This is a genomic window from Nocardioidaceae bacterium SCSIO 66511, from assembly GCA_023100825.1.
Lineage (GTDB): Bacteria > Actinomycetota > Actinomycetes > Propionibacteriales > Nocardioidaceae > Solicola.
In genome coordinates this window covers 1,186,782-1,201,654 of record CP095846.1, presented here as the reverse complement: position 1 = coordinate 1,201,654, position 14,873 = coordinate 1,186,782, and the positions used below count along the sequence as shown (strand labels likewise).

9 protein-coding genes are annotated in these 14,873 nt (G+C 67.9%); 8 read left to right on the top strand and 1 reads right to left on the bottom strand.

Annotation, left to right across the window (positions count from 1 at the left end):
* Positions 1 to 27: 27 nt before the first annotated feature.
* Complete coding sequence (locus MU582_05605) at positions 28 to 1,059, bottom strand: iron-siderophore ABC transporter substrate-binding protein (protein ID UPK76119.1); 1,032 nt, start codon at positions 1,057 to 1,059, stop codon at positions 28 to 30.
* A gap of 163 nt (positions 1,060 to 1,222) precedes the next feature.
* Between MU582_05605 and MU582_05600 the strand changes: the two genes are divergently transcribed.
* The 8 genes from MU582_05600 to MU582_05565 all read left to right on the top strand — a co-directional run bounded on the left by MU582_05600 (position 1,223) and on the right by MU582_05565 (position 14,870).
* Positions 1,223 to 2,545 carry an FAD-binding oxidoreductase gene (locus tag MU582_05600; GenBank protein ID UPK76118.1) on the top strand — a complete coding sequence of 441 codons (1,323 nt, stop codon included), beginning with the start codon at positions 1,223 to 1,225 and terminating at the stop codon, positions 2,543 to 2,545.
* Between the two features lie 109 nt (positions 2,546 to 2,654).
* Positions 2,655 to 4,430: an ATP-grasp domain-containing protein gene (locus MU582_05595; GenBank protein UPK76117.1), complete on the top strand. Its 1,776-nt coding sequence runs from the start codon at positions 2,655 to 2,657 to the stop codon at positions 4,428 to 4,430.
* A 58-nt stretch (positions 4,431 to 4,488) separates the two neighbouring features.
* On the top strand, positions 4,489 to 5,721 hold the full coding sequence (locus tag MU582_05590; protein UPK76116.1) for a hypothetical protein: 1,233 nt from the start codon (positions 4,489 to 4,491) through the stop codon (positions 5,719 to 5,721).
* The gene (locus MU582_05585) at positions 5,718 to 6,353 is read left to right on the top strand and encodes a hypothetical protein (protein UPK76115.1); all 636 of its coding nucleotides are present in this window, start codon (positions 5,718 to 5,720) and stop codon (positions 6,351 to 6,353) included. Before MU582_05590 ends, MU582_05585 begins: the two co-directional genes overlap by 4 nt.
* A complete protein-coding gene (locus tag MU582_05580; GenBank protein UPK76114.1) occupies positions 6,350 to 7,465 on the top strand; it encodes a hypothetical protein in 1,116 nt (371 codons plus the stop codon). The genes MU582_05585 and MU582_05580 overlap by 4 nt, the downstream gene beginning before the upstream one ends.
* A gap of 205 nt (positions 7,466 to 7,670) precedes the next feature.
* Positions 7,671 to 8,912, top strand: coding sequence for a hypothetical protein (locus MU582_05575; protein ID UPK76113.1), 1,242 nt, complete (start codon positions 7,671 to 7,673; stop codon positions 8,910 to 8,912).
* 122 nt (positions 8,913 to 9,034) lie between these two features.
* Positions 9,035 to 12,412, top strand: a complete 3,378-nt coding sequence (locus MU582_05570) for a pyruvate carboxylase (GenBank protein ID UPK76112.1) — start codon at positions 9,035 to 9,037, stop codon at positions 12,410 to 12,412.
* Positions 12,413 to 12,746: 334 nt separating this feature from the next.
* Positions 12,747 to 14,870: a DEAD/DEAH box helicase gene (locus MU582_05565; protein ID UPK76111.1), complete on the top strand. Its 2,124-nt coding sequence runs from the start codon at positions 12,747 to 12,749 to the stop codon at positions 14,868 to 14,870.
* Positions 14,871 to 14,873: the final 3 nt, after the last annotated feature.

Here is a 14,873-nt window from a genome sequence, read left to right as displayed (position 1 = left end):
AACACACCCTAGTGCGACGGTGGTGCGTTACTGACTCTTGGCTGCCTTGGAGAGCTGCACGAGGTAGTCGTCGATGCCCCACGTGAGCGACAGCACCGTCGGTGGTGAGACCGCGGCGACCGGTTCCGGCCCCACCATCGAGGCGACGTGGCCCTTGGTCACCTGGTCCATCCCTTGTGCGTACGGAGCGTCGAGGAATGCCTGGGCAGACTGCTCGGAGTCCGCGTACGAAAGGAGGATGTCGCTCGTCAGCTTGTCCAGCTCCTCGAAGCTCAGGGTGTAGTAGAACGTCGACTCGTCGGTGCTGAGCTCGTCGACGCTCGGCGCGCTCTCGAGGCCGAGGTCGGTGAGGAACTCCACTCGCGGGTCGGCCTGCTTGTAGACGTAGAACGCGTCGCCGGTGTCCCAGACCGCCGCGATGGTCTTGCCCTTCAGCTCGGGATGCTCCGCCGCCTTTTTCGCGACGACTTCATCGGCATCGGCGATCACCTCATCGGCCTTCGATTCCATCCCCAGCGCCTTGCCGACCGTACGCACCACCTCACGCCACGGTGTCGCCCACGGCTCATCCGGGTACGCAACGGTCGGCGCGAGGTCGCTGAGCGTGTCGTAGTCCTGCTGGGTGAGGCCCGAGTAGTTGGCCAGGATGATGTCCGGGTCAGCAGCGGCGATCTCCTCGAACGGGACCTCGTCCGAACCCTGCTGGTTGGTGAGCATCGTCGGCGTGTCCTCCCCCATGTCCGCGAGCTTCTCCTTGATCCACGGCAGTACGCCGTCAGAGTCGCCCCCATAGGTCTGTTGCGGGATCGCCACCGGTACGACGCCGAGGGCCAGTGCGGCATCCGTACTGCCGAAGCCCCAGGTGACGACGCGGGTCGGCTTCTCCTCGATCGTGGTGGTGCCGAGCGCGTGCTCGATGGTGATCGGGAACGCGCCGGAGTCTGCGGAGCCCGACGCCGAGTCCTCGGAGTCATCGGAGCCCCCGCATGCGGTGAGCAGAAGGGCGCCGGCCAGACCGGCGATGAGCGCCGCACGGCGCAGACGGGTGGTCGCAGACATCAGCCAACTCTCGTTAGTTAGGTAAGCCTGCCCAATACTAGGTGGCGGTACGCGAGTCGTGCGCACACGCCCCGCCAGTTCGACTTGGCACTACGCCGAACAGTAGGCATGGCCGAGCCCCCGCCATTACAGTTCTGATACAGAACGGTTAATAGGAGGAACGATGTTGAAGGGTCTCGACGGCGGCATGCTGCGACCAGGCGATGACGAGTACGACAACGCGCGCGCGATCTGGAACGCGATGGTCGACAACCGGCCGGCGGTCATCGTCCAATGCGCCAGCGTGCGCGACGTGGCCCATGCGGTACGAACCGCGCAGGAGAACGACCTCGAGATCGGCATCCGCTGCGGCGGACACGGCATCGTCGGACATGCCATCCCCGATGGAGGTCTGGTGATCGACCTGACTTCGCTCGCTGACGTACGCGTCGACCCGGAGCGCCGGATCGCGCGAGTACGCGGAGGCGCGCTGCTCGGCGCGCTCGACCGGGCGACCCAGCCGTACGGACTCGCGACAACAGCCGGCAACGTCTCGCACACCGGGGTCGGCGGACTCACCCTGGGCGGCGGGATGGGTTGGCTCGCTCGTACGTACGGGCTCGCCTGCGACAACGTGCGCGAGTTCGAGGTCGTGACGGCAACGGGCGACGTGGTCGCGGCAAACGCCGACAACCATCCCGATCTGTTCTGGGCGCTGCGCGGTGGAGGCGGCAACTTCGGCGTCGTGACCGACTTCGAGTTCGACCTGCACGAGATCGGCACTCGAGCGCTGAGCGTTGAGCTGGACTTCCCCCTCGCACAAGCACGTAACGCGCTGCGCGGTTGGCGCGATCTGAGCGCGAAAGCGCCACGGGCGGCGACCTTCAAGGTCGCGATCTCTCCTGAGACGATCTGCGTCGGGTACGTCTGGGTCGGCGACCCGGCAACGGGCGAACGGCTGGCGTCAGACCTGCGGACGCTCGGCGCACCGAGCGCCGAGCGGATCGAGCACCAGACGTACCTCGAGCTGCAGGCCCGTGACGACTCGGTCGGCGGCCACGCACTACGCCGCTATTGGAAAGGCCACTACTTCCGCGAGCTGAGCGACGACGCACTCGATGCGCTTCTCGACGCCGCAGGTGCCGACGGGTTCTGCGCCTCCGCGTCGATCCAGGCGTACGGCGGTGCGATCGGTGACGTACCTGCCGAAGCGACGGCATTCGGCCACCGCGACACGGCGTTCGAACTGGTCACCTCCGCCCGGTGGACCGACCCCGCCGAGGACGAGCAGCAGATCGCCGCTGCTCGGGCGTTCGCCGCATCGCTCGAACCGTACGCAAGCGGCGCCTATGTCAACGCGCTCAGCGAGGACGACGACAGCGCCCTGCGACGCGCGTACTCCTCGGCACAGCTCGAGCGACTCGTCGCGGTCAAGGACATGTACGACCCCGGCAACGTGTTCCGTCGCAACCAGAACATCGCGCCATCGGTGATTCCGGCGAGTTGACGCGGCCGTACCCGGCTCCTTGGTGGCGAGAGCAGGCTCACATCCCGGCGCGACGAAAGGGCCTTAGACTCGGCTGGCCGCCTTTGTCGAATCGATATGGAGTCGCGTCGTGAGCAAGCACCAAGGTGATCGCCCGCTGACCAAGGTCCTGGTCGCGAATCGCGGTGAGATCGCAGTGCGCGTCATCCGTGCATGCAAGGACGCCGGCATCGCCAGCGTCGCGGTGTACGCCGAGCCCGACCGCGATGCGCTGTTCGTACGGATGGCCGATGAGGCGTACTCCCTCGACGGCGCTACGCCAGGAGACTCGTACCTGTCGATCGAGAAGATCGTCGCGATCGCACAGCGCAGCGGCGCCGACAGTGTGCACCCCGGCTACGGCTTCCTGGCCGAGAACGCCGACTTCGCCCAGGCCGTGGGCGACGCCGGGCTGACCTGGATCGGCCCGCCGCCCGAGGCCATCACCGCACTCGGCGACAAGGTGCAGGCCCGCCACATCGCCCAGAAGGTCGGTGCACCGCTCGTACCCGGCACCAAGGATCCGGTGAACGACGCCGACGAGGTCGTGGCGTTCGCCGATGAGCACGGTCTCCCGATCGCCATCAAGGCAGCGTTCGGGGGCGGTGGTCGCGGCTTGAAGGTCGCCCGTAAGCGCGAGGAGGTCGCCGACCTGTACGAGTCGGCCGTACGCGAGGCGGTGTCGGCCTTCGGACGCGGGGAGTGCTTCGTCGAGCGCTACCTCGACCGTCCTCGCCACGTCGAGACCCAATGCCTCGCCGATAAGCACGGCAACGTGGTCGTGGTCTCGACGCGTGACTGCTCCCTGCAGCGTCGGCATCAGAAGCTCGTCGAGGAGGCACCTGCACCGTTCCTCACCGACGAGCAGCTGAGCACGCTCTACGAGTCGAGTAAGGCGATTCTGCGCGAGGCGGGGTACGTCGGTGCAGGTACGTGCGAGTTCCTGGTCGGCCAGGACGGCACGATCTCGTTCCTCGAGGTCAACACCCGTCTGCAGGTGGAGCATCCGGTCAGCGAAGAGGTGACCGGCCTCGACCTGGTGCGGGAGATGTTCCGCGTCGCTGCCGGCGAAGAGCTCGGATACGAGGACCCGGCGATCGTCGGACACTCGATCGAGTACCGGATCAACGCCGAGGACGCCGGCCGCGGCTTCCTGCCCGCGCCGGGCACCCTCACCGCGTGGCAGCCGCCGTCGGGCCCGGGCGTACGCGTCGACGCCGGCTATGTCGCGGGCGAGACGGTACCCGGTTCGTTCGACTCCCTGGTGGCCAAGCTGATCGTGACGGGCCGGAGCCGTGAAGAGGCCCTGGCCCGGTCTCGCAGAGCGCTCGACGAGTTCGTCGTCGACGGCATGCCGACCGTCGTACCGTTCCACCGCACCGTCGTCGATGACCCCGCGTACATCGGCGACGACTCATCGTTCGGTGTCTACACCAGCTGGATCGAGAGCGAGTTCGACAACCAGATCCCGCCGTACGACGGAGCACCCGCCACCGGCGAGCCCGAAGAGCGGGAGAGGGTCACCGTCGAGGTCGGCGGCAGGCGGCTCGAGGTCGTGCTCCCCGGAGGGCTCGGTTCGGTTGCGTCGGGTGGCGGTGCCGCCAAGAAGCCCAAGCGCAGTGGTGCACGCAAGGCCGGCGCCGCGGCCAGCGGTGACGCGCTCACGTCACCTATGCAAGGCACGATCGTTAAGGTCGCCGTGGAGGAAGGTCAGCAGGTCGCCGAAGGCGAGCTCGTGGTCGTCCTGGAGGCGATGAAGATGGAGCAGCCGCTGAACGCGCACAAGGCCGGTACGATCACCGGTCTCGATGCCGACGCCGGTGCATCCGTCACGGCCGGCAGCGTGATCTGCGAGATCAAGGACTAGCGCCCTGCGTTCGCTGGTTCGCGCAGTCGCCGCGTTGTGTGCGATCGCTTGTGTCGCAGTGCCCGCGCCGGCAGGCGCCGACGACTCTGCCAAAACCGTCGCCGACCTGGTCCGATCGCTCGAGGACGATCCGATCCTCGTGCACGAGACGATGGGCGCCGGCGACACTGCGGCTATGAAGCAGCGTCTCTCCGATCTGGCGGCGGATCTGCCATTCGACACGTATGTCGCGCTGGTGAACGCGCCGCAGGAAATCGAGGAGAAGACCGATGATCCGTCGGGGCAGCTGATCCAGGTCCTGCACAACCGGCTCGACCGACCGGGACTCTACGTCGTGCAGGCTCGCGACGGAACGCTCGAGGTCGAAGCCTGGGGTGTCGACGTCGACAGCACGTCGGTATACCTGATGTCGGCGGGCAACACCCGTCTCGTGAGCGATCGCCTTGCCGACCTCCACGGCGATAGGATCCGCGCCCCCTCGCCGCCGCTTGCCGCGGAGATCGCCCTGCGTTCGGCCGACGACCCGCGCTCGGAAGCCGATCCCGATACATACGCCACGATGTCGGAAGACGAGGTCGACGAGCTCGCGAAGCTCCCGCACGCGTACGTTTCCACGACGGAGGTCGTCACTCCGGCGCCGGGTTCGCGCACGGGTTTCGTCTGGATGGCGGCGACCGCGATCGGGGTGTTCGTCCTGCTCATCGGGCAGCAGACGCTGAGAAGCGCGTGGCCACGACGGCGCGTCGATCCCAAACCCGCGAAGCCGACGGCAGAACCAGCCGCCGCGATCAGCATCGACGACGTACGCGCCCAGGCCGGACGCGAGCTGACCGAGCTCGCTCAAGACCTTGCACGCGCCCCTGCCGAACTTCCCCATCCCGAGCACGCGCAGCAGGCGATGCTGGCGCGCGACGCGGCCGAGCACGTCCACGACAGCGACGACCTCGCCGATGTCGTCGGTGCGCTCGTGCTCGCGCGCTCCGGACGTCGTGACGTCGTACGCGCAACCGAGTCCCAGCCGCCAGGGGCGTACCGGTGCTGCTACTTCAACCCGATCCACGGCGAGAGCACGGCGGAGGTCGGATGGCAGTTCGGCGACGCCCGGCTACGCGTACCGGTATGCGCCGAATGTGCGCGCCGACAAAAGTCCGGAGGTACGCCGGACGTACTGGTCGTAGCGAGCGGACGCCGCGAGCGGCCGTACTACGAACGTGACGACGTGTGGGCCCGAACGGGATTCGGCAGTATCGCCGACGACCTCGGTGACCTCGTCTTGGAGTCCATCCGATGAAGCTGAGCTGGCAACCCGCGTGGGGACTCTCCGCGATCGCCGCACTCGTCGTGGCCGCGATCGCGGCGTTCGTCCTGTCGAACAAACCGGTCGAGCAGGCGTCCGCGGCGGACATCGACCCCGGCGACCGGCTCGCGTCCGCAATCGACGGGCTCGAGCAGGACTCCTTCTACGTGGCGCCCGAACTCCGCGACCGGCTCACCGACCGCCAGGTCGACCGCATCCAGAAGGCCGTCGAGTCGGCCGACCAGCCGTTCTACCTCGCGTACCTGACGAACACGACAAGCGCCGGCTACTACCAGAACTACAACGCCGTCGACATCATCGCCGACCACATCGGCGATGACGGCCTGTACGCCGTGGTCGACGAACGCCTGCAGGCGAGCGAGACGAGCCGCGGCGTCGGATTCGACTACATCGACCGCGACACACTGCTCGGCCGTGACCACATCGCGCTGAAGAGGTACGCCGCTGCGGTCGCACAGTCGCCCGAAGAGCCGCCGGTCGAAGCGTCCGACCACTGGGGTGGGCCGGGCGGCGGAATCGCCGCCGGGGTGTTGTTCGCGGGAGGCGGCTACCTCATCGTGTTGCTCACCGTCTTGATTGCATTCCCCTCCCGGAGGCCGGCATGAGCGACGAGGTGCCGCTGAAGCGCATCGAGAAGGCGCTGCAGGACGACGGTGTCTGGGTGTCACCCGATCTGCGGTCCGACATCTCCAAGGCAGACGAGCAGCGGATCGTGAAGGCCGTCGACGAGGCGAAGGAAGACGTGTACGTCGCCATGGTCGACGTACCGTACGACGACCCGATGTTCCACGGCGACGTCGAATCGTTGTTCACCATCGTCGGCGACGACACAGGCCTGCAGGGCACGTTCATCGGGATGGAGAACTACGAGAAGCCGGCCGTGACGGTGGTCGGCGGCGACGATGACTTCTACGCCGCACAGGCGGCCGAAGCCAGGCATCCCGACGATCTGGCCGACCAGGTCGTCGACGCCATCGGTCTGATCGACGACGGCAACGCCCTCGAGGTGTACAACCGGCTGGAGGAGTCCGGAGCCGTCGGCACTCAGCCGCAGTCAGACGACTCAGAGCTGAGCACCGGCGTTGTCATCGGGTTCGTGATCGCCGCACTCGTCGTCGTGGTCGGCATCGTCCTCTTCGTACGCGTTCGAAGGCGTCTGCGCCGCGAGAAGGAGGGCTTCGCCCTTCCGACGAACGTCATGTCAACGGTGCGTGAAGCGGAGAGGCTCCAACGCGCCAAACAGGCGAAGGACGGACTCCTTCGCCTCGGCGAACGCATCGACGCGGCGACCATGACCGACGCGAGCGACGCCTGGCAGGCGACGCTCGATCATTACGAACTCGCCCGGCGTACGTTCGACGGCTCGACCGCACCGGCCGATGTGGTCGGCGTGATCGTGCTCGTCGAACGTGGCAACGACGCACTCGACGCGGCGCTCGCCGGCAGTGAGTGGTCGCCCGCGCGAACGTGCTACTTCAACCCGATGCACGGAGCGGCCGTCCGTTCGGCGGTATGGGGCGGAGACGACGGCGTCGACGTGCCGTGTTGTGCGGCCTGTGCTGACGCACTCAGCACCGGGGCAACGCCTACCGACATTCTCGACTTCGTCGACGACGGCACTCCCCGGCACTACTTCTCGCTCGACTTGGAGCCCTGGAGCGGCACCGGGTACGGAGCGCTCGACGCGGACCTCATCGGCCGACTTCGCGAACGATAACGGAGGGACGATCACTCGCTGTGATCTCATCCGATACGATCACGGCACTCGACCCAAACCCCGGTGTAGCCAGCTCGGTGGCACGCCACGCGTGTGAGCAAGGATTGAGCCACCGTCCGATGTCGGCAGAACACACCTTCGGTGACACCGTCACCGCTCAGCGGCCCGTACGCCGCCTCGTCAACCGAGCCTCGGTGAGGCGCGGTTGAGGATCAACGACAAGACCCTGAAGCGGATCAAACACCAGCTGAACCAGGACGGGGTCTGGATCTCCCCTGGCCTGCGCGACAAGTTCAACTCGCGGGTCGAGCGACGCCTCGAGAAGGCGGTCGCCGGTCATCGCCCGCCGGTCAAAGTCGCGTTGATCAAGGTCCCCGGCAACCATCCCCGGTTCAAGGGCGACATCGAGGCGCTGTTCGCATCGATACGCAAGGACGTCGCAACCCGCGGCACGTACATCGGCGTCGACGGAAGCGGCAGCGGTCTTCGGGTCGTTGGGTACTCCTTCGGCAAGGTTCAGACCCCCTTCTACGCAACGGAGTCGGCCAGGCTGCGTAGCCCGAAGGACATCGCGCAGCAGGTCGTCGACACCGCGCGCCTGACTGCCGGGGGCAAAGCGCGCAAGGTGTACAAGCGACTCAACAAGCCCGACCGTGACGCCGGGCAGAACGGCAGTCGCGAGCAGGGTAGCAACGCGTCGGGTGAGCAGACCGCGCCGCCGAAGACGTCGACTCCGGCGGCCGAGCCGTCCGGTCAGCCGTCGAGCACGACTGAGGACAGCGGCGCCGCCGGCATCACGTTGGGTATCGGAATCATCGTGGTGCTCGCTCTCGCGGCCGTCGGCGTCGGGTGGCTGCTGCGCCGTGCACGCCGGTCCGGGAGCCCTTCCCGACTGCCCGGGTGGTTGCCGTCGCTGCCGGGTATTCCAGTGGCCGAGCGTCGGCGCCGGGAGAAGCGGGCGCGCCGCGAGCTCACCGCACTCGGGCAGCGCATCGAGTCGACGACATCCCTGCAGACACACGACTCCTGGCAACAAGCCGTCGAGCACCACACAATCGCGCGAAGGCTGCTCGACGGTCCGCATTCCTCTGCCGACACTGTCGGAGTCATCGTGCTCACGGCTCGCGGCGAGTCGGCACTCGACGCAGCGATCGCCGGTCGCGACTGGGAGCCGACACCACGGTGCTACCTGAACCCGCTGCACGGTGACGCCGTGCGTACGGTCAGCTGGCGCGGTGTGGCCGCCGGGGTGGACGTACCCGCCTGCGCCGCCTGCGCCGATGCGATCGGCGCGGGTCACATGCCCGACGATGTGCTCGACTTCCCGTACGACGGCCGGCCGCGGCACTACTTCGCTCTGGAGATCGAACCGTGGACGAGTACCGGGTATGGCTCCCTTGAACTCGACCTGATCGGGCGACTGAAAGGACGCCGCGCCGCCCGCTGACTCGTCGCTCCTGCACTGCTGACTCGTCAGTCTCGATCTGCGGGATCGACGAGTCAGCGAGGCGGTCCCAGGAAGCGAGACCGAACATCCCGCGGATCGGACCCGCCAGATAGCCTCGGCGCATGTTCTCCAAGGTCCTGGTCGCAAACCGCGGTGAGATCGCGATCCGCGCGTTCCGCGCGGCCTATGAGCTCGACGCACGCACTGTCGCGGTCTTCCCGTACGAAGACCGCGGCTCCGAGCACCGGCTCAAGGCCGACGAGGCGTACGAGATCGGCGAACGCGGCCATGCGGTACGCGCGTACCTCGATCCCGAAGGGATCGTGGCGACCGCCGTTGCCGCCGGAGCCGACGCCGTGTACCCGGGCTACGGCTTCCTGAGCGAGAACCCCGCTCTCGCCAAGGCATGCGCCGACGCCGGTATCACCTTCATCGGCCCGAGCGTCGACGTACTACGGCTGACGGGAAACAAGGCGCGAGCGATCGCCGCCGCAAAGGAGGCGGGCGTTCCGACCCTCGGCTCGGTGCCCCCGAGTACCGATGTCGACGAGCTGGTCGAGGCCTCAGATTCCCTTTCGTACCCGCTGTTCGTGAAGGCGGTCGCCGGAGGCGGCGGGCGCGGGATGCGCCGAGTCGAGACGGCCCCCGAGCTTCGCCCGGCGATCGAGGCCGCGATGCGCGAGGCCGAGGGCGCGTTCGGCGACCCGACGGTTTTCATCGAGCAAGCAGTCGTCGACCCGCGACACATCGAGGTGCAGATCCTCGCCGACGCCACCGGTGAGACCGTGCATCTGTACGAGCGCGACTGCTCCGTGCAGCGACGGCACCAGAAGGTCGTGGAGATCGCGCCGGCACCGAACCTCGATCCCGAGTTGCGAGATCGCATCTGTGCCGATGCCGTGCGATTCGCGAAGGCGATCAACTACACCTGCGCAGGAACCGTGGAGTTCCTCGTCTCGCCCGACGGCTCGTACGTCTTCATCGAGATGAACCCGCGAATCCAGGTCGAGCACACGGTCACCGAGGAGATCACCGACGTCGACCTCGTCCAGGCACAGTTGCGGATCGCCGCCGGCGAGACGCTCGCGGATCTCGACCTGACCCAAGACAAGATCCGCACCCGCGGCGCCGCGCTCCAGTGCCGCATCACTACCGAGGACCCCGCCAACGACTTCCGGCCCGACACCGGCCGCATCACGACGTACCGCTCCCCCGGCGGCGCAGGCGTACGCCTGGACGGCGGTACGACCTACACCGGCGCCGAAGTGAGCGCCCACTTCGATTCGATGCTCACCAAGCTGACGTGCCGCGGTCGCGACTTCCCGGCGGCCGTCGAACGCGCCGAGCGTGCGGTCGCGGAGTTCCGCATCCGCGGAGTCGCAACGAACATCTCCTTCCTACTCGCGCTACTCGGCAACCCCGACTTCAAGGCCGGTCGCCTGACGACCGCCTTCATCGATGAGAATCCGCAGCTCCTGACGCAGGTACGCTCCGCCGACCGCGGCACGCGACTACTGCGCTACCTCGCCGATACGACCGTCAACCGGCCCAACGGCGTACGCCCGGTCAGCATCGACCCGACCGGCAAGCTGCCCGACTGCGACCTCTCCGCAGAGCCGCGGGCGGGTACGCGCCAGCTGCTACGTGACGTCGGACCGGCGGAGTTCGCCCGGCGACTCCGCGCGCAGAACGACATCGCCGTCACCGACACGACCTTCCGCGACGCGCACCAGTCGCTGCTCGCGACCCGCGTACGCACCTCCGACCTGCTCGGTGTCGCACCGTACGTCGCGCGGACCACCCCGCAGCTCTGGTCGCTCGAGGCGTGGGGCGGCGCGACGTACGACGTGGCGCTGCGGTTCCTGCACGAGGACCCTTGGGAGCGCCTCGCCGCCCTGCGCGCAGCCGTACCCAACATCTGCCTGCAGATGCTGCTGCGCGGCCGCAACACGGTCGGCTACACGCCGTACCCGACCGAGGTCACGGACGCGTTCGTCACCGAGGCGGCCGAAACCGGCATCGACGTGTTCCGGATCTTCGACGCACTCAACGACGTCGAACAGATGCGGCCCGCGATCGAGGCTGTACGCGCCACTGAGACGACGGTCGCCGAGGTTGCGCTCTGCTACACCGGTGACTTGAGCGATCCGAACGAGTCGTTGTACACGCTCGACTACTATCTCGACCTTGCCGAGCGCATCGTCGATGCCGGTGCGCACATCCTGGCCATCAAGGACATGGCGGGCCTGCTGCGCGCCCCGGCCGCGCGAACTCTCGTCGGCGCGCTGCGCGACCGCTTCGACCTGCCGGTCCATCTACACACCCATGACACGGCCGGTGGCCAGCTCGCCACCCTGCTGGCGGCGATCGACGCCGGAGTCGATGCGGTCGACGCCACGAACGCCGCCGTCTCCGGCACGACGTCGCAGCCGCCGCTTTCGGCGCTCGTCGCGGGCACCGACCACGGCTCGCGTGAGACCGGCCTCGACCTCGACGCCGTCAACGACCTGGAGCCGTACTGGGAGGCCACCCGTCGCCTGTACGCCCCCTTCGAGGCCGGGCTACCCGCTCCGACGGGACGCGTGTACACCCATGAGATCCCCGGCGGACAGCTGTCGAACCTGCGTCAGCAGGCGATCGCCCTCGGACTCGGCGAGAAGTTCGAGCAGATCGAGGACATGTACGCCGCCGCGAACGACATCCTCGGCAACGTCGTCAAGGTGACCCCGTCGAGCAAGGTGGTCGGCGACCTCGCCCTGCACCTCGTCGCGGTCGGGGCGGACCCCGACGACTTCGCCGCCGATCCCGGCAAGTTCGACGTACCCGATTCGGTGATCGGGTTCCTGTCCGGCGATCTCGGCGATCCGCCGGGCGGCTGGCCCGAGCCGTTCCGGACGCGCGCACTTGCCGGGCGTACGCACAAGGCGCCGGCGGCCGAGCTCAGCGCAGACGAGCGCGACGGGTTGAAGTCCGACCGCCGGGGCACCCTCAACCGGCTGCTGTTCCCCGGTCCGACGGACGACTTCGAACGTGCGCGAGACGAGTACGGCGACCTTTCGGTCGTGCCGAGTGCGGACTTCTGGTACGGCCTCGATCCGGAACACGACTCCGAGGTCGAGATCGAGGAGGGCAAGACGCTCATCCTGGGACTACAGGCCGTCAGCGATGCCGACGAACGCGGTCTTCGTACGGTCATGTGCACGCTCAACGGCCAGCTCCGGCCCGTGACGGTACGGGACCGTTCGGTCGCGGTCGACGACACGGCAGCCGAGAAGGCGGATGCGTCCGATCCCAAGCAGGTGGGAGTTCCGTTCGCCGGCGTCGTCACCCCGACGGTGGTTGCGGGCGACGAGGTCGAAGCCGGCCAGGCAGTCGCCACCATCGAGGCGATGAAGATGGAGGCGACGATCACGACGCCGACCTCCGGCATCGTCGAGCGGCTCGCGATCGGCTCGAGCCGCCAGGCAGAGGGCGGCGACCTCCTCCTCACCCTGCGCTGAGACCCGCGTACGAGGCCGCCGTACGGTCGCAACGCAGACACTCGGCATGGGCCTCTGCCGCGACTCGTCGCACCGCGCTACGATGTAGCGAGCTGCAAGGCGCCTGTGGCACGGCAGATCCACCGATCAGGTGCCGGCGATATCGTCCGGACGTCTGTTGCCATCGGTTGTGCACCCATCGTGCATAGATCTGCTGGCTGCCGCTGGGTGCCGGTTGGACCCGCCGCAGACTCTGCGCCGGCCGGCCCGAGGTCGCAACGTGTCGCGGCCTCGCGACCTGCGACGTCGACCCGTCAGGTCTGCGTCGCATTCAGCAGTACGAGAGGAGTTCGTCGTGGCTCGACGACAGCAACAACGGTCGGACACCCGCCGCCGCGGGCCCCGTCGCGATCGATCGCGGGATCAGGGCATCGCCACCGTGCTGGCGCGAGCCGTTCGCGAAGTCGACCGCGCAGTTCAGCAGTCGCATGTGACACCGGGTCTGCGTACGAAGGTTCAGGCGATCGCGCTGGCGATGCGTCAGGCACGCGCGCGGATCAAGGCCGACGAGACGATGGGCAAGGACCGCCGCGCAGCGCAGCTCGACCGGCTCGAGGACATCGCCGCGAACCTCGCCCGGGCGGCCGCGAAGGAAGCCACCCTCCTGCAGCTGGTCGGCGACAGCGCCACCGTCTCGGACGAAGCTCGCAACGTCGCCCGCGAGATGCTCCGCGATGCCGGTATGGAGCCGACGACCGACGACACCCCCGCCGCCGAGGCCACGTCCCCGACCGCCGCGCCCCCTCGGCGTGTGGTTCCGCAGGCGGTCGTCGCGCGCAAGCTCGCAAACCCGTTCCTGACACCGGACTTCAGCGCCGTCGAGCAGACCAGACGCGGTCCGCACCGCCTCGACAGCTGGGAGCTGCTCGGTCCGCTGTTCAAGGCATTCGAGACCGCGAGCGACGGTGCACCGGCATGCATGGAGCTACCGGAGCCGACGTCCTTGCAGGCACCGGGCGGCCGGGAGCTGATGCGCCACCAGGCGCAAGTCGTTGCCGCCGTCGCCGACGGACACCGCACCTTCCTACTGGCCGATGAGCCGGGTCTCGGCAAGACAGCTCAGGCGTTGCTCGCTGCCCGGGCCGCCGACGCGTACCCGTTGCTCGTCGTGGTGCCCAACGTGGTCAAGACCAACTGGGTGCATGAGGCCGGTATGTGGACGCCGAAACGGCCGGCGACCGCGATCCACGGCAGCGGCGAGTCCATCGACGGCTTCGCCGACATCGTCGTCATCAACTACGAAGTGCTCGACCGCCACGTCGGCTGGCTCGGAGACCTCGGTTTCCGCGGGATGGTCGTCGACGAGGCGCACTTCATCAAGAACAAGAGCTCCCAACGTTCCCAACACGTACTCGAGCTGTCCGAGCGGATCAGATCCAGGGTCGCTCGACCGCTACTGATGGCGCTGACGGGTACGCCGCTGATCAACGACGTCGAGGACTTCAAGGCCATCTGGCAGTTCCTCGGCTGGATCGACAACGACAAACCCCGCGCAGCCCTGATGGACGCACTGGACGACACCGGTCTCACGCCCGCCGACCGCGGCTTCTACCGTGCAGCGCGCGCCAGCGTGATCGACCTCGGAATCGTGCGACGCCGTAAGATCGAAGTCGCCGCCGACATCCCGTCTCGCCGGATCGCCGACATCCCGGTCGAGCTCGACAACGAGGCAGGCCGCTCGATCCGCGCGACCGAACGCCGCCTCGCCCAACGACTCGTCGCCAGGTACGAGAAGGCGCTCGAGACTCACGACACCGCTCTACCCTCCGAGGGCATCGACCACGAGCTCGTACGCCTGGTCGCCACTCGGGAACGCAAGGCCGCTGCCGCCGCCGAGTCGGATGAGAACGTGTTCTCGATGATGCGCCGCATCGGACAAGCGAAGGCCGACTCGGCCGCCGACTACGCCGCCCAGCTCGCCCGCAGCGTCGGCAAGGTCGTGCTGTTCGCCAAGCACGTCGACGTGATGGACCGGGCCGAGGAGCTGTTCACCGAGCGCGGCATCCAGCACGTGTCGATCCGGGGCAGCCAGAGCCGAGCGGCTCGCCAGCGCAGCGTCGAAGGATTCGCCGATGACCCTGACGTCGCCGTTGCCGTGTGCTCACTGACCGCCGCCGGGGTCGGCCTCAACCTGCAGGCCGCGTCCAACGTCGTATTGGCGGAGCTCTCGTGGACCGATGCCGAGCAGACCCAGGCGATCGACCGCGTCCACCGCATCGGGCAGACCGAGCCCGTCACCGCGTGGCGGATCATCGCGGCCCAGACGATCGACAACCGCATAGCCGAGCTGGTGGACAGCAAGGCCGGGCTCGCGTCGAGAGCGCTCGACGGTTCCGATCACGAGATCGACTCGTCGGACGATCTGCACCTCGAGGCGCTGATCTCCCTGCTCACCGACGCCTTGGCCTCCCCGGAGTGACAG